Source organism: Alteribacillus sp. YIM 98480, assembly GCF_009765375.1.
Classification (GTDB): Bacteria; Bacillota; Bacilli; order Bacillales; family Marinococcaceae; genus Alteribacillus.
On the sequence record NZ_VTOK01000007.1, the window covers coordinates 182,454 to 198,132 of the forward strand.

The window sequence follows — 15,679 nt, forward strand, 5'->3', positions numbered from 1 at the left end:
TTCGTAATGATATGAAGGTTAATGATGGAATCCGTGCGCGTGAGGTACGCCTGATCGATGCTAACGGCGACCAGCTTGGCGTTAAATCGAAAAGCGAAGCGCTGGATTTGGCTGATAAAGCTAACCTTGATTTAGTACTTGTGGCTCCAAATGCGAAGCCGCCGGTCTGCCGTATTATGGATTACGGAAAGTACCGTTTCGAGCAGCAAAAGAAAGATAAAGAGGCTCGAAAGAAGCAAAAAGTAATTAACGTGAAAGAAGTACGCCTAAGCCCTAATATTGAAGAACATGATTTTAACACGAAGCTTCGCAATGCTCGTAAGTTCTTGAACAAGGGTGATAAAGTGAAAGCGGCTATTCGTTTCCGCGGACGTATGATCACACACTCTGATATCGGCAAAAAAGTATTAGAGCGCATGGCCCAAGAATGTGAAGACGTGGCTACGGTAGAAACGAAGCCGAAGATGGAAGGGCGGAGCATGTTTTTGATGCTGGCGCCAAAGTCGGAAAAAGACAACAAGTAGAATTTAACTAGTGACAAGGAGGAAATTACTCATGCCTAAAATGAAGACTCATAGCGGTGCAGCAAAACGTTTTAGAAAAACAGGTACTGGCAAGTTGAAGCGCAGCCATGCATTCACAAGCCACTTGTTCCGTAACAAATCCCAAAAGCAAAAGCGCCGTCTCAGCAAACAAGGTATTGTAGATAAATCTGATCAAAAGCGCATTGCAAACCTAATGCCGTACGACAAATAAAACGAAAACAACTGATGAAATCGAAGGAGGGATAGACGATGCCAAGAGTAAAAGGCGGATATGTGACTCGTCGTCGTCGTAATAAAGTATTAAAACTAGCAAAAGGATACCGTGGTTCAAAGCACAGCTTGTTTAAGACAGCACGTCAGCAAGTTATGAAATCCCTGCAATATGCATACCGGGATCGCCGTCAACGTAAGCGTGACTTCCGTAAGCTTTGGATTACACGTATCAATGCGGCTGCTCGTATGAACGGTCTTTCTTACAGCCGTCTTATGTACGGATTGAAGCAAGCTGACATTAATGTGAACCGCAAAATGCTCGCTGATCTTGCCGTAAACGATGAAAAAGGTTTCACAGAGCTTGCTGAAAAAGCAAAAGCAAACTTGAAATAAAGAATAAAAGGGGTCTGGGAATCTATCAATTTTCCTGGACCCTTTTTTACTTTTTGGCCTAAGAATCCGGCGGCAAGCCAAGATAAGATAAATCAGCAAATTAATTTTATCCATATGCAAAAAGAGAAAAGAGGGAGAGGGGAAAGGCAATGGAAATCTTAGTATTATATTATATGCTAGCTATCAATTTGGCGGCTTTTATCACGATGAGTGCCGACAAACGAAAAGCCCGCCGACGAACTTATCGTATCAGCGAGCACAGACTTTTGTGTTTAGCTGCAGTTGGTGGAAGCGCTGGAATGTTTGCAGCGATGCATATGTTTCGGCACAAAACAAAACATAAACGTTTTTTTATAGGTATTCCTTTTCTTCTGTTTTTACATGGAATACTGGTTCTTTTCTTCATAAAAATATAACCTTTTAATGTCTCTCTAGCGTCGGCTCGTTCCTGAGTGAGACTTTTTTCGCTTTTCTTACACCATAGACTGCTGCTTTCTTGCTTATTTAAAAAACGACTCTTAATCTTTTTCTGTTTGCTTGATAAACTCTTTGATAGGGCTTTTCCATTCTATATGAGCATGGGGGTAATGCTGTCGGATTTCGTTTTCTAGAAATGAAAAATCTTTGCGCTGGAGACCTTGGAGTTTGTCTTTGTTTTTTACCCATACGGATACAGAGACAATATCAAATGCCTGCTCGGTCGTTCCTAAATATTTTTCTCCTTCAAACATGACACCTTTGTAAGTAATTAAAAAATTTTTCCGCACATTTTTTATTTCGTCTAAAAAGTAAAAGTTACTCTTTTCATGTGCTAATTCAAGCTTGCGTTTTGGATTTAAAATGTATTTAATAACAGCATAAATTAATATGATTAATGCAATAAGAATAAGTGCTCGTATCAAAAGAGCCACGATAAATTCCTCCCCTTGTGTATTCCTGCAAATTTCCTGTCATTAATTTACGAGAAAAAACTATTTTAGTTTCATTTTAATAGAAAATACGTCAGAAGGGAAAAGATATATAATGAAACAATTATTTTCAATTCAGCGAACATTAGATGAACGAATATTAAAAGAGCATGACTTGAAAAGAGAAGACATTTTTATAGATAAAATGCTTGCTTTTCAAGTAGAAGCGGCCGAGCTTGCTAATGAAACCCGCTGCTTTAAGTATTGGAGTCACAAGCCCGCTTCCAGTCAAGCAGTGATTCTCGAAGAGTATGTAGATGGGCTTCATTTTATTCTTTCTATCGGTATTGATAAGGGGTGGGAAGAAGTTCCGTTCCAGACAGAAAAAAATGAACGATCGTTAAGCGGGCAGTTTCAGGCAGTATTTCAAGCAGCTGCTGCTCTTACTAAAAAAACGGAAAAACAAACGTACATCGAATTATTTCAGGAATACCTTCAACTTGGTATGCTGCTTGGATTTTCCAATGAAGAAGTAGAACGAGCTTATCTAGAAAAAAATGAAATGAATCATAAAAGACAAACAGAAGGATACTAATCCAGAGAAAAAATAATCCAAAACGTTTGAGTATAAAAAAAGATACTTATATACTAAAAGAAGGAAAAAATATGAAATGATTACATAAACCAAGGAGGAATAAATAGTGGCGGAAATGGATCAAACGGTACAGATGTTAAAAGAATTAACGGATGCAAATGGAATTCCTGGTAATGAAAAAGAAGCCCGCGAAGTTATGAAAAAGCATATTTCTTCTTATGCAGATGAGATAACGAATGATCAACTTGGCAGTCTCATTGCGAAAAAGACTGGAAAAGCTGGCGGACCGCGTATTATGATTGCAGGTCACTTGGACGAGATTGGTTTTATGATTACCCATATTGATGATAAAGGCTTTTTGAAATTCGAAACAGTGGGCGGCTGGTGGAGCCAGGTTATGCTTGCTCAACGAGTCAACATAATGACTAGAAAAGGAAATATTGTCGGTGTAATTGGATCCAAGCCGCCGCATATTCTTCCAGCTGATCAACGAAAAAAAGCAGTTGAAATCAAAGATATGTTTATCGATATCGGTGCTTCTAGCAAGGAAGAAGCAGAAAGTTTTGGGGTTCGCCCTGGGGATTCAGTAGTGCCGATTTGTGATTTTACGGTTATGAATAATGAAAAGCTGATGATGGCAAAAGCATGGGATAACCGAATTGGCTGTGCGATCGCAATTGAAGTATTGAAGCGTCTCAAGGATGAAGATCATGCTAATGAAGTGTATGGTGTAGGGGCTGTACAAGAAGAAGTAGGACTTCGCGGCGCCAAAACAGCTTCTCACAAGATTACTCCCGATATTGGATTTGCCGTTGACGTAGGTATTGCTGGTGATACGCCGGGAGTTTCGGATAATGATGCCACAGCTGAAATCGGTAAAGGACCACAAGTATTAGTATTTGATCGGTCTATGGTGTCTCACAAAGGGCTGCGTGACTTTGTAACAGACATTGCTGAGGAACATAACATTCCATTCCAGTTTGAAGCGATGAGCGGCGGCGGAACAGATGCTGGATCTATCCATCTATCCGGTGATGGGGTGCCTTCCCTAGCTATAACTGTTCCAACTCGTTATATCCACACTCATGCTGCTATTTTACATCGTGATGATTTCGAACATGCGGTGCAGCTGCTTGTAGAAGTGACGAAAAAACTAGATGCAGACACTGTTCGATCCATTACATTCGATTCATAATAACCGTTTAAGGAAGAGAGTTGTGGATTAAAGAGTCTCCTATTCCGCTAGTATTCGAAGCATGAAATTGGGCAAAACAAAGGCTCTTTCTGTTTGTTTGAATGATTTTGCGGAGGACTCACGAGGAGAGCAGCGCCCTGAAAAGAGCCGTCCTTTGACTCAGGACGGCTCTTTTCTTGATTCGTTGTTACTTCAATCCATCTGCAATTTGGGAAATAACCTGCTCTTTTTCCTGTTCATCCGCATGATTCCAAAACACTTCAAACAAAACCCCAAGGCCGGGAAGCATTTTTTCTTCTCCGCTTTGAACGGCATCTTGAATGGTGGCTTCGACCTGTTCTTCATTATGACCTGAAACATTTTGTAAAATGGCTGCGCGCAGATTAAAGGACATCCTTGTTCCCTCCTATTTGTGATAAAATAGTAATATCAACATACGTCGATATCTGTAGTATGAGAAGCTGGAAGAAAATATATACTTTTCGGGCTCTTAACGTCTAATATTTGGACATGTGCTATGACAGCTGGTTGATGAGCAGCATGTAAGGGAAGGGAAAGCTAGTGAAGAAAATTGAATCAGTGAAAAATCCTTTAGTAAAACGAATAAAACGGCTTCAAAAAAGAAAACAAAGAGAAAAAGAAGGTTTGTTTGTTATAGAAGGCTTTCATCTTGTGGAAGAAGCGCTTCGTCATAACATAAAAGTACAGGCAATCATTGCAGAGGATAATAAAAATATTCCATCCAACCATTCAGGAGCGGGAATATCACTTGTCACAGAGCAAGTTATGAAAGAAATGAGCAGTACCGAAACACCTCAAGGGATATTGGCTGTTTGCAGCCTTCCAAAACAAGAAGAGTCGTTGAGCATACAAGAGCTAGGCTGTTATTTGTTTATTGACGGTGTTCAGGACCCGGGCAATCTGGGAACAATGATACGAACTGCAGATGCAGTCGGTGCTTCTGCCGTTGTTTTAGGAGAAGGAACAGTTGATCCTTATAATGATAAAGTTATACGAGCGACACAAGGTTCTTTGTTTCATCTTCCTGTTATAAAAGGTGATATTGAAAAATGGATAGAAGCATGCCAAACGAAAAATATTCCTGTTTTCGGTACTTCTTTAAATCAGGGAACAACTCATACAGCAATAGAAGCTCAAAATGGTTTCGCTCTTATTGTCGGAAATGAAGGAGCAGGAGTGCAGGAAAAATGGCTGGAGAAGACGGATCAAAATATTTATGTTCCGATTTATGGAAATGCTGAGTCTTTAAATGTTTCTGTGGCAGCAGGCATCTTGTTATATCATTTAAAACTTTTTCATTAATCTCATAAAAGACAAAGAAATTTCCTTGCAAAGGAAACGAAAATTTTTTAAACTGTAAAATAGTATAAAATGAATAAATAAAAAATCGCTGGCTTTTAACGTTCAGAACATATGATGGCCCCTGCCGCCGCAGGGGGGCCGTTTTTAAAAGGCGGCAGCACGAGTTTTCTCATACAGACTTTCAAAAAACATAACATAATAAAAAGGCTGTGAAAGAGAGTAGTAAATCAGAGACCGCCATGCAGGGATGGAATGCCGCTGACTGAAAGCATTCCTATGGAAGGGCTGATCGAATTCACTCTGGAGCCGGCACTGGAACGCAGAACTTTATTATCTACTGTTAAGGTGTCCCGGAAAATCCGTTATCTGAAATGAAGTGAACTGCTGATTTCGTTTTGCAGTTAACAAGGGTGGTACCGCGAACCTTCGTCCCTTACAAGAGGACGGGGGTTTTTTTAAATGATAAGAAATTATAAATAGTTGGCGGTTTACATGTCTAGCACAAGCGCCTACTCGCTCGAGATTCCTTCGGTTCGTCAATGGAAAGCAAAGATCAGCTTTCCATATGCCGACCCTCCAGGACTTGTCGCTCGTGAGCAAGGCGCTTGCGCTTTTCTTATACTTTGAAAGTCTAAAAAGACGAAGCTTCTACCATTTAGACAAAGAGAAAGCCAAATTTTTTGCTAAAAAAATGATTGTTATAAATAGACAAGGAGGATCTCATATGATAGAACGGCTTCAGGAATTAGGAAAAGAAGCGCTGCAGGAAATTAAAGAAGCAGACACCGTCAAAGCGTTAGACAATATCCGTGTGAAATACTTAGGGAAAAAAGGTCCAATTACAGAGGTTTTGCGCGGAATGGGTAAATTGTCTGCTGAAGAGCGCCCGAAAGTAGGGCAGAAAGCAAATGAAATCCGCGAAGAAATTCAGAGCAGTCTAGAAGCAAAAACAACAGAGCTCGAAGAAATAGCTCTCGAGGAAAAGCTGAAGGAAGAAAGCATTGATGTTACTCTTCCAGGAAAAGAAATAAAGCGGGGGGCGCGTCACCCTCTCACAGCAGTAGTAGAAGAAATTGAAGACATTTTTATCGGGTTAGGATTTCAGGTAACCGAAGGTCCTGAAGTCGAAACAGATTATTACAATTTTGAAGCGCTGAACCTTCCGCCTGACCATCCGGCCCGTGATATGCAAGATTCTTTTTATGTGACACATGATATGCTTCTTCGAACACAGACTTCACCTGTACAAGCAAGAACCATGCAAAAACATCATGGACAGGGGCCGGTTAAGATTGTTTGTCCCGGTAAAGTGTACCGACGCGATGATGATGATGCGACCCACTCCCATCAATTTATGCAGATAGAAGGATTATATGTTGATAAAAATGTACGGATGAGTGACTTAAAAGGAACTCTCGAAGCATTTGTAAAAAAATATTTTGGCCCGGAACGAAGCATCCGCCTTCGTCCAAGCTTTTTTCCTTTTACGGAACCTTCCGTAGAAGTTGATGTATCCTGTGGTATTTGCGGAGGAACGGGCTGCCGGGTATGTAAAAATTCCGGCTGGATTGAAGTATTAGGCGCCGGCATGGTCCATCCGAACGTTTTAGAGTTTAGCGGCTTTGACTCTAATGAATACAGCGGCTTTGCGTTTGGAATGGGAGTGGAGCGTTTTGCTTTGCTGAAATACGGAATTGACGATATCCGTCACTTTTACACTAATGACATCCGATTTTTAGAACAATTTAAACGGGCTTAAGGAGGCATTCGGTATGCTTGTTTCATATCAGTGGTTGAAAGATTATGTTGATATAGATGATTTAACAGTAGAAGAAACAGCAGAAAAATTAACGCGGGGCGGGGTGGAAGTAGACGTACTTCACCCGAGAAGTGAAGGATTAGAACAGGTGGAAGTCGGTTATGTAGAGGCATGTGAGCAGCATCCTAATGCAGATAAATTGAATGTCTGCCAGGTCAATACTGGCGAAGAAACAGCTCAAATTATATGCGGTGCGCCCAACGTAGCAGCGGGTCAAAAAGTGGCCGTAGCTAAGCCAGGAGCTGTCCTTCCTGGAGGCATGAAAATTAAAAAAACAAAATTAAGAGGAGAGCCTTCAGAAGGAATGATCTGCTCGTTGCAAGAGCTTGGCATTGAGCAAAAGCTGGTTGCCAAAGAATTTATAGACGGCATATATGTTTTTCCTGAAAGTGCAAAAGTAGGAGAGGATGCTGTAGAAGAACTGGGTCTTCGTGATACCGTATTAGAGTTGGACCTTACCCCAAACCGGGCAGATTGTCTTAGCATGATAGGGATTGCTTACGAAATGGCTGCTCTTTTAGATCGGGAAGTACATCAGCCGGACTGTACGTTCACAGCGGCTGACCAATCTGCAGCAGAAGCTGTATCTGTTCAGGTGGATGTACCAGAAGACAATCCGTACTACGGGGCAAAAATTATTCAAGATATATCGATTGGACCATCACCATTATGGATGCAAAATCGCCTCACAGCTGCAGGAATACGTCCGATAAATAATGTCGTCGATATTACAAATTATGTGCTGCTCGAATATGGACAGCCGCTGCACGCTTTTGATTTCGATCGGTTTGGATCCAATGAAGTAGTAGTAAGACGGGCAAACGAAGAGGAAACCATCACAACACTTGATGAAGAAGTACGCACCCTTTCTGCAGAACATATGGTTATAACAAACGGTAAAGAACCGACAGCTTTGGCCGGAGTAATGGGTGGTGCCTTTTCTGAAGTACAGGAAGATACAACAACGATTCTGCTTGAAGCAGCGTATTTCAATTCTTCCCGTGTTCGCAAAGCATCAAAAGACATGGGGGTGCGCAGTGAATCGAGTACACGTTTTGAAAAAGGGGTTGATTCCGGAAGAGTAGAAGAGGCTTCTGCCCGGGCAGCTCACCTGCTTGAACGTTATGCCGGCGGGACAGTGCTAGAAGGTACAGTGGAAGATGATTTTAGATCCGATGAAAAAAGAGTTATTGAAACCGAGCCGGAACAATTAAATAAACGATTAGGCATGGATTTAAGCCAAGAAGATATCCTTTCGATTTTCCGCCGTCTTCAGTTTACGGTTGAAACAGAAGGGAATCGAATTTCTGTAGAAGTACCGACACGCCGTCCCGATCTAAGGATAGAAGAAGATCTGGCAGAAGAAGTGGCAAGGCTGTATGGCTATGATTACATTCCAACGACCCTGCCTTCTGGTGTAACAACGCCAGGGTCTCTTAGCCCAGAACAAAACAAGCGCAGAAAAATCCGCCGTTATCTTGAAGCAAGCGGACTGCATGAAGCAATCACGTATTCATTAACCAGTCCAGAAAAAGCGAGCCGTTTTTTACTTGAAGAGGTACCTGGAACTGTTATGGTTTCCATGCCTATGAGTGAAGAACGAAGCACAATGCGCACAAGCTTAATTCCTCATTTACTTGATACCGTACAGTATAATCGAAACCGGCAGATAAATGATTCTTCTATGTTTGAGCTTGGTTCTGTATTTATTGTTGAATCAGAAACGCTGACGCAGCAGCCTGAGGAGAAAAAGGTGCTTGCGGCTGCCGTTACAGGTACGTGGGAAATTCATTTATGGCAGGGAGAGAAGAAAAAAACAGACTTCTTTGTTGTCAAAGGTATTCTTGAAGGTCTTTTTGAGGAGCTTGGAGTGCTCGACAACATTCAATTTGTGCCGTCTTCTCGAAAAGAGCTTCACCCCGGCCGAAGTGCTGATATTGTCTTAAACGGCAGATCTGTTGGGTTTACAGGGCAAGTTCATCCGTCAGTCGAAAAAGAGTGGGACATTAAAGAAACATACATTTTTCAATTAGATTTAGACGCAATACTAGCAGCCGAAACAGAAGAATTGTCATATGCCGTTCTTCCACGATATCCTTCCATCTCAAGAGATATTGCTCTCGTTGTCGACCAAAATGTGCCGGCAGGAGATGTGCAGCGGGTCATCGAAGAAGCCGGAGGTCCGTTGTTAAAACAAGTTACACTGTTTGACGTATACGAAGGAGAAAATTTAGAAGCTGGCAAAAAATCATTAGCATTTTCGCTCGTTTATTTGGATCCGGAACGAACGCTTACCGATGAAGAAGTAACGAAAACACATGATCATGTGGTATCTGAGCTCACTGAAAAAGTGCAAGCTGTACTGCGTCAATAAGAGAAAAACCATTATAAAAAACTGCCGTGGAGCCATATCCTAATATTCTTGGGATGGCTCCTTCCTATTATAAGCGGCAAGCCAGGAAGCTGTAAAAAACAAGGAAAAAAAGCAGGAAATTGTGTCATATTTAAAGAGAAGCATATAATTTTGATGAAACAGAGAAGTCCTAAAAAGTTTTCCATTCTATTTTGATTCTGTTATTATAATGGGTAGGTATTTTGGAGAGGAAAGGGGCTTATCTGGTGGATGCAGAAAATGATAAACAACGAACAACCGTTACAATATATGGGCAGCAATACACCATAAAAGGGGATGAATCTCCAGAGCATGTCACAAGTGTTGCAGAACACCTTGACCAAAAAATGAAGGAATTTAAACAATACAACCCTTACTTAGACACAACCAGGCTTGCTGTTTTAACAGCTTTAAACGTTGTGGATGAGTATATGAAGCTTCAAGAAAAGATAGATCAGTACGAAAAAAAGGAACGAAATGAAAAAGATGGGGAACGGGGATAAATGCTTAGTCTATTATTAGCTTTGATCTTAATCGGAAGCTTTTTCGTAGGACTTCGAAGAGGCTTTGTTTTACAATTAATACATTTAATCAGTTTTTTTGCAGCATTGTTTATTGCGTTTTATTTCTATCGTGACCTAGCCGAATATTTACGGCTGTGGCTTCCTTACCCAAGGATGTCGAATGATGGAGACGGTATAATTCATATGATGGTAGAGTCTTTTGATATGGAAACGGTATATTATGCTGGAATCTCCTTTTTCTTATTGTTTATTGCTGCAAAAATATTACTCCAAATCGTAGGTTCCATGCTTGATTTTGTAACACATCTACCGGTTTTAAGAACGATAAACAGGTGGCTTGGCGGCCTGCTTGGATTTATAGAGACCTATTTAATTTTATTTATTTTATTAATTACCGCTGCATTAATGCCTATTGAGGCTATACAAAATGCAATCAGTGATTCCTGGATAGCAAACCTGATGATAAATCACACCCCATTTTTATCCGATTGGTTAAAAGAACTTTGGGAACAAGGGGTGTAAGGGAAAACTTCTCTATGGGAGAAGTTTTTTCGTACGACATCCTCCTCTAAATAAATGGTGTGTACGGAAGGAGCAGCAAGTATGAATAAAAAGGAGCTTATTAAAGAATTAGAACAAATTGCAGTTTACTTGGAAATAAAAGGAGAAAATTCCTTTAAAGTATCTGCATATCGAAAAGCAGCACAAGCGCTAGAGCAGGATGAACGTTCCTTAATGGAGATTGGGGACCCGGCTGAATTAACAGGAATTGGAAAAGGAACGGCTGCCATCATTAAAGAGTTACGTGAAACAGGAAAAGCAGAAGTATTGGAAACGTTGAAAAAGGAAGTGCCTGCTGGTTTGGTTCCATTATTAAAACTTCCAGGTTTGGGAGGCAAGAAACTAGCGAAACTATACCAAGAATTAAATGTTACCGATGCTGTTGCTTTAAAAAAAGCCTGTGAAGAAAAACAAGTACAAAAGCTTGCTGGTTTTGGGGCAAAAACCGAAGAGAAAATAATAGAAGCATTAAATGAAGCGGGAACTCGTCCGGAGCGTCTGCCGATTAGTTTTATGCTCGATGCGGCCAAAAAACTAGAAGCAGAGCTGAATAGCCTAAGTAAAGTAAAACGGTATGCAAGAGCTGGAAGTTTACGACGCATGGAGGAAACAATAAAGGACCTTGATTACATTATGTCGGTGGAGGACTCTGACGCTGTTCGCAAACAATTGACCGAAATGGGTATCGTCTCTGAAGTGATTGCTGATGGTCAATCTAAAGTATCTGTAGAGCTTAACTTTGAATATTCCATTCAAGCAGATTTTAGATTAGTGGATGAAAAAGCATTTGCGACGACACTGCACCATTTTACTGGATCAAAGGAACATAATGTTATGATGCGGCAGCTGGCGAAAGCGCAAGGGGAAAAAGTAAGTGAATATGGGGTGGAAGACCAAGAAACAGAGGAACTGTTTACATTTGAAACAGAAGAAGATTTTTACCGCCATTTCGGCTTAAACTATATACCGCCCGAAGCAAGGCTAGGCAGAGATGAAACCGACATTTTTCAACAACCTTACGAAACGGTGTTGAAAACGGATATACGCGGTGATTTGCATATGCATACAACCTGGAGTGACGGAGCCGTATCTATTGAAGAAATGGCTGAGGAAGGGCGTAAACGCGGGTATGAATGGATGGCGATTACCGATCACTCTAAATTTTTGCAAATAGCTCATGGCCTTGATGAAGAAAGGGTGCTGCGCCAAATAAATGAAATAAGAAGAGTGAACGCAAAATTTGATGATATCGAGCTTTTGGCTGGCATTGAAATGGATATTCGTCCGAATGGAATGCTCGACCTAGAAGAAAAAGTTCTTCAGAAACTTGACGTGGTGATTGCTTCTATTCATTCTTCTTTTTCTCAAACAGAAGAAGAAATTATGAAACGCATAGAAGCAGCATTAAACAGTCCGTATGTTAACATTATTGCTCATCCAACCGGAAGATTGATTGGACGAAGAAAAGGTTATAAAGTAAATGTGGAAAAACTTTTAAAACGTGCGGCAGAAACAGGAACAGCTGTTGAGCTGAACGCTAACCCAAACCGGCTTGACCTTGCTTTTGATTGGTTAAGAAAAGCAAAAGAGTACGATACGATGATTTCTATTAATACAGATGCCCACCATCCTGAAATGCTTGATCATATGGAGATCGGTACAGGTATCGCGAGAAAAGCTCTATTAACAAAAGATCAAATTATAAATACAAGGAACTATGATTCACTTGTTTCTTTTTTCAATAATAAAAGAAAGAATACAGCGGGAGAAAAAGGATGATAGTAACCATCCGCTAAAGCCGCAGCGCTTTTTCTTAAGATAAGAAAGAATAAATATTTGGCGTTTTAAATGTCTAGCTCCAGCGCCTACTCGCTCAAGATTCCTTAAGTTCGTCAATGGAAAGCAAAGTTCAGCTTTCCACATGCCGGCCCTTCAGGACTTGTCGCTCGTGAGCAAGGCGCTTGCGCTTTTCTTATTGAAAGGATGAAAGAAATGAATGCACGAGTAAGACGTGTATTAGAATATGACAAAATGAAAGACCAGTTAAAGGAACATGCCGCTTCTTCTTTAGGTCGAAGAAAAATTGAGGAACTAGAGCCTCATACTGATCTTCAAACAGCCAAAAAAGAACAGCAGCGAACGTATGAAGGCACAAAGGTGCTGCGTTTAAAAGGACAAGTTCCACTAGGCGGGATCCAGAGTATCCATGCTCATGTAAAACGTGCACAAATAGGCGGCATGTTAAACGCAGGTGAATTAATGGAGATCGCCGACACGATATATGCTGGACGGCGCCTGAAATCATTTGTTGAATCAATGATAGAAGAGGAAATCGAATTGCCGCTGCTTTTAGAATTAGTAGAAAATATTGTTCCTTTAACTGATTTAGAACGAGCAATTAAACAATGCATCGATGATCATGGGGAAGTAATGGACGCGGCTAGTTCTGTACTGCGCAGCATTCGTCAGCAAATACGAAGCAGTGAATCACAAGTGCGTTCTAAACTCGAACAGTTGACCCGTTCTTCTGATCAGCAAAAAAAATTATCCGATTCGATTGTAACGATTCGAAACGATCGTTACGTTATACCCGTAAAACAAGAGTACCGTTCCTCTTTTGGTGGTATTGTCCATGATCAGTCTGCTTCTGGGGCAACCCTTTTTATAGAACCACAGGCTGTAGTGAATATCAACAATAAACTTCGTGAAGCGAGAGTAAAAGAGCGCCAGGAAATAGAACGTATCTTACAAGAGCTTTCTTCTCACGTGCAGGAACATACCGAGGAGCTTATCGAAAATTCTGTTTATTTAGGGGAGCTGGATTTTCTCTTTTGTAAAGCGTATTACGCAAAGGATATGAAAGCAGTGCAGCCGCGTTTAAATGAAGAGGGCCGTTTAGATTTTAAACAGGCAAGGCACCCGCTTCTTTCTGAAGAAGAAGTTGTTCCTATTGATGTGGAACTTGGAACAAGTTTTTCTTCGTTAGTCATTACCGGTCCAAATACTGGAGGGAAAACGGTTACCTTAAAAACAGCAGGACTTTTAACGCTAATGGCACAATCTGGTTTGTTTCTGCCTGTGGATGAGGACTCTGAAGCAGCTGTGTTCACAGATGTGTTTGCAGATATTGGTGATGAACAATCGATCGAACAAAATTTAAGTACGTTTTCTTCGCATATGACTAATATTGTAGATATATTAAAAAAGGTAAACCATCGAAGTCTCGTGCTTTTTGATGAAATCGGGGCAGGGACAGACCCAACAGAAGGTGCTGCTCTTGCTGTTTCTATTCTTGATTATGTATATCAAACCGGAGCAAAATTAGTGGCAACGACACACTACAGTGAATTAAAAGGTTACGCCTATAATCGAGAAGGTGTGATGAATGCAAGTGTTGAATTTAACGTTGATACACTTAGCCCAACGTACCGTTTGTTAATTGGCGTTCCGGGCCGAAGTAATGCATTTGCTATTTCACGGCGGCTTGGTCTTGATGAATCAATCATTCAAGCAGCCGAAGCCGAAATTAATGCAGAAAACCGTCAAGTAGAAAATATGATTACTTCTTTAGAGGAAAAACGGCGTCAGGCTGAAGGAGAAATGGAAGAGGCCAAACAAATCCGTGCAGAAGCAGAAGCCCTTCACCAAGAACTTGATAAGCGCATGCAAGAATTAGATAACCAGAAAAGTGCTCTGTTAAAAGAAGCGGAAGAAAAAGCAGAAGCAGAAGTGAAAAAAGCGCGTGCGAAAGCAGAAGAAATTATCGGTGATTTGCGTGAGCTGCAAAAGGAAGGACACAGTGTCAAAGAACACCAATTAATTGATGCGAAAAAGCGGATGGAAAATGCAGCTCCAGAACTTACAAAAAGGCAAAAACAGATCAAAAAGCAAGCAAAAAAAGATCAATCCTTTAAACCAGGGGACGAGGTTCGCGTTTTAAGCTTTGGGCAGAAAGGACAAGTTCTTGAAAAAGCAAATAATAAAGAATACCAGGTACAAGTTGGGATTATGAAAGTGAATGTGAAAGCAGAAGATATGGAAAAAGTCAAGGCGGAACCCGTCAAGCAGCCGACGCGTCCAGTTACTTCTGTTTCTAGAAACACGAACGTAAAGCCAGAGCTTGATTTAAGAGGGATGCGTTATGAAGATGCTATGCGGCAGGTTGAAAAGTATCTTGATGATGCTGTTCTTGCCGGTTATCCTCAAGTGCACATCATACACGGAAAAGGTACCGGTGCCTTGCGAAAAGGGGTTAAGGAACTGTTGAAAAAGCATCCGAGCGTAAATCAAACGAGAGACGGCGGTATGAATGAAGGTGGTCTAGGAAACACCGTCGTACAATTAAAATAATGGTCCGAGCCCGGTAAAACGGCTATGAAAGGGATGAAGATCATGGATGCATTTATGCAAAATACGTTTGTAGAGACAGCGGCAAACTTTAGTGTTGCCGTCTTGTCTCTTATCGTGTTTTTGGCTGTTTTTGAGACCATCACTCCATATAAAAACTGGGAAGAAATTAAAAATGGCAATATAGCAGTAGCTCTTGCTACAGGTGGAAAATTATTCGGTGTTGCCAACATATTACGATTTTCGATTGAACATAATGATTCGGTGCTGACCATGGTTACATGGGGGGCATATGGTTTCTTCCTGCTTGTTTTTAGTTATTTAATGTTTGAGTTTTTAACACCGATGTTTAAAGTAGATGACGAAATTGCAGCCGATAACAGGGCAGTTGGATTCATTTCTTTTATTATTTCTACCGGTTTGTCATTTGTTATTGGAGCTGGGATTTTATCATAAGGAGAGAAAAGCTTGGAAAGGTTAGCAAAAATATTAATCGTATGCTGTATATTGTTTGTACTCTCAGGAGCTGTTTATTTGTTATTTTTTCAATAAAGCAAAAGGAGACGGAGCTGTAATAAAGCTCACGTCTTCTTTTTTTGTCTTTAGAAAAGTTTAAATTTGTTAAAGGATCAAAGTATAAGAAAAACTACATCTTCCGCCATAGGACTCGGGGCAAGTCGAGTTTTTCTAACACTGATAGGAAAGCATAAAATTTTAGCATGGATGATTATCGACGCCGTTAAAATTTGAGGCGTGCTAGCAAGTATTCTAAATAAAAGCATGAAAAGGAGAGGGATGATACTGGTAAGTGATTCATAAAGTAGAATAGGAAAATATCGTAAAGAAAAATTCTCTAGGGGGAAA

At 40.7% G+C, this 15,679-nt stretch carries 17 protein-coding genes and 1 other annotated feature; of the genes, 15 read left to right on the forward strand and 2 right to left on the reverse strand.

Annotation, left to right across the window (positions count from 1 at the left end):
* Positions 1-11: 11 nt before the first annotated feature.
* The 4 genes from infC (at position 12) to FZF09_RS10910 (ending at position 1,567) form a co-directional block, all read left to right on the forward strand.
* Positions 12-524, forward strand: coding sequence for a translation initiation factor IF-3 (gene infC / locus FZF09_RS10895; RefSeq protein ID WP_158736625.1), 513 nt, complete (start codon positions 12-14; stop codon positions 522-524).
* A gap of 31 nt (positions 525-555) precedes the next feature.
* Complete coding sequence (rpmI, locus tag FZF09_RS10900; RefSeq protein ID WP_091581858.1) at positions 556-756, forward strand: 50S ribosomal protein L35; 201 nt, start codon at positions 556-558, stop codon at positions 754-756.
* 38 nt (positions 757-794) lie between these two features.
* The gene (gene rplT, locus FZF09_RS10905; RefSeq protein ID WP_091581860.1) at positions 795-1,151 is read left to right on the forward strand and encodes a 50S ribosomal protein L20; all 357 of its coding nucleotides are present in this window, start codon (positions 795-797) and stop codon (positions 1,149-1,151) included.
* Between the two features lie 149 nt (positions 1,152-1,300).
* Positions 1,301-1,567, forward strand: coding sequence for a DUF1294 domain-containing protein (locus FZF09_RS10910; RefSeq protein WP_158736626.1), 267 nt, complete (start codon positions 1,301-1,303; stop codon positions 1,565-1,567).
* Positions 1,568-1,669: 102 nt separating this feature from the next.
* Here the strand turns inward: FZF09_RS10910 and FZF09_RS10915 are convergent, their stop codons facing one another.
* Positions 1,670-2,062, reverse strand: a complete 393-nt coding sequence (locus FZF09_RS10915; protein ID WP_158736627.1) for a sigma-w pathway protein ysdB — start codon at positions 2,060-2,062, stop codon at positions 1,670-1,672.
* Between the two features lie 112 nt (positions 2,063-2,174).
* Here FZF09_RS10915 and FZF09_RS10920 point away from each other — a divergent pair, with 112 nt between their 5' ends.
* A complete protein-coding gene (locus FZF09_RS10920) occupies positions 2,175-2,654 on the forward strand; it encodes a dUTP diphosphatase (protein ID WP_158736628.1) in 480 nt (159 codons plus the stop codon).
* A 106-nt stretch (positions 2,655-2,760) separates the two neighbouring features.
* The gene (locus FZF09_RS10925; RefSeq protein WP_158736629.1) at positions 2,761-3,849 is read left to right on the forward strand and encodes a M42 family metallopeptidase; all 1,089 of its coding nucleotides are present in this window, start codon (positions 2,761-2,763) and stop codon (positions 3,847-3,849) included.
* Positions 3,850-4,036: 187 nt separating this feature from the next.
* Here the strand turns inward: FZF09_RS10925 and sspI are convergent, their stop codons facing one another.
* Entirely contained in the window at positions 4,037-4,243 is a 207-nt protein-coding gene (gene sspI / locus FZF09_RS10930; protein ID WP_158736630.1) for a small acid-soluble spore protein SspI, read from the reverse strand.
* Positions 4,244-4,410: 167 nt separating this feature from the next.
* Between sspI and FZF09_RS10935 the strand changes: the two genes are divergently transcribed.
* From FZF09_RS10935 to FZF09_RS10970, 9 genes are all read left to right on the forward strand, one after another.
* The gene (locus FZF09_RS10935) at positions 4,411-5,172 is read left to right on the forward strand and encodes a TrmH family RNA methyltransferase (RefSeq protein WP_158736631.1); all 762 of its coding nucleotides are present in this window, start codon (positions 4,411-4,413) and stop codon (positions 5,170-5,172) included.
* Between the two features lie 200 nt (positions 5,173-5,372).
* Positions 5,373-5,609, forward strand: a binding site (T-box leader).
* A gap of 55 nt (positions 5,610-5,664) precedes the next feature.
* On the forward strand, positions 5,665-5,799 hold the full coding sequence (locus FZF09_RS23050) for a hypothetical protein (protein ID WP_255450501.1): 135 nt from the start codon (positions 5,665-5,667) through the stop codon (positions 5,797-5,799).
* Positions 5,800-5,896: 97 nt separating this feature from the next.
* Positions 5,897-6,931, forward strand: coding sequence for a phenylalanine--tRNA ligase subunit alpha (pheS, locus tag FZF09_RS10940; RefSeq protein ID WP_158736632.1), 1,035 nt, complete (start codon positions 5,897-5,899; stop codon positions 6,929-6,931).
* A 13-nt stretch (positions 6,932-6,944) separates the two neighbouring features.
* The gene (gene pheT / locus FZF09_RS10945; RefSeq protein WP_158736633.1) at positions 6,945-9,365 is read left to right on the forward strand and encodes a phenylalanine--tRNA ligase subunit beta; all 2,421 of its coding nucleotides are present in this window, start codon (positions 6,945-6,947) and stop codon (positions 9,363-9,365) included.
* A 245-nt stretch (positions 9,366-9,610) separates the two neighbouring features.
* Positions 9,611-9,886 carry a cell division protein ZapA gene (zapA, locus tag FZF09_RS10950; protein ID WP_370514449.1) on the forward strand — a complete coding sequence of 92 codons (276 nt, stop codon included), beginning with the start codon at positions 9,611-9,613 and terminating at the stop codon, positions 9,884-9,886.
* Complete coding sequence (locus FZF09_RS10955; protein WP_158736634.1) at positions 9,887-10,429, forward strand: CvpA family protein; 543 nt, start codon at positions 9,887-9,889, stop codon at positions 10,427-10,429.
* 81 nt (positions 10,430-10,510) lie between these two features.
* Positions 10,511-12,247, forward strand: coding sequence for a DNA polymerase/3'-5' exonuclease PolX (gene polX, locus FZF09_RS10960; protein ID WP_158736635.1), 1,737 nt, complete (start codon positions 10,511-10,513; stop codon positions 12,245-12,247).
* 213 nt (positions 12,248-12,460) lie between these two features.
* On the forward strand, positions 12,461-14,818 hold the full coding sequence (locus tag FZF09_RS10965) for an endonuclease MutS2 (RefSeq protein ID WP_158736636.1): 2,358 nt from the start codon (positions 12,461-12,463) through the stop codon (positions 14,816-14,818).
* Between the two features lie 42 nt (positions 14,819-14,860).
* Complete coding sequence (locus FZF09_RS10970) at positions 14,861-15,271, forward strand: DUF350 domain-containing protein (RefSeq protein WP_158736637.1); 411 nt, start codon at positions 14,861-14,863, stop codon at positions 15,269-15,271.
* Positions 15,272-15,679 lie beyond the last annotated feature (408 nt).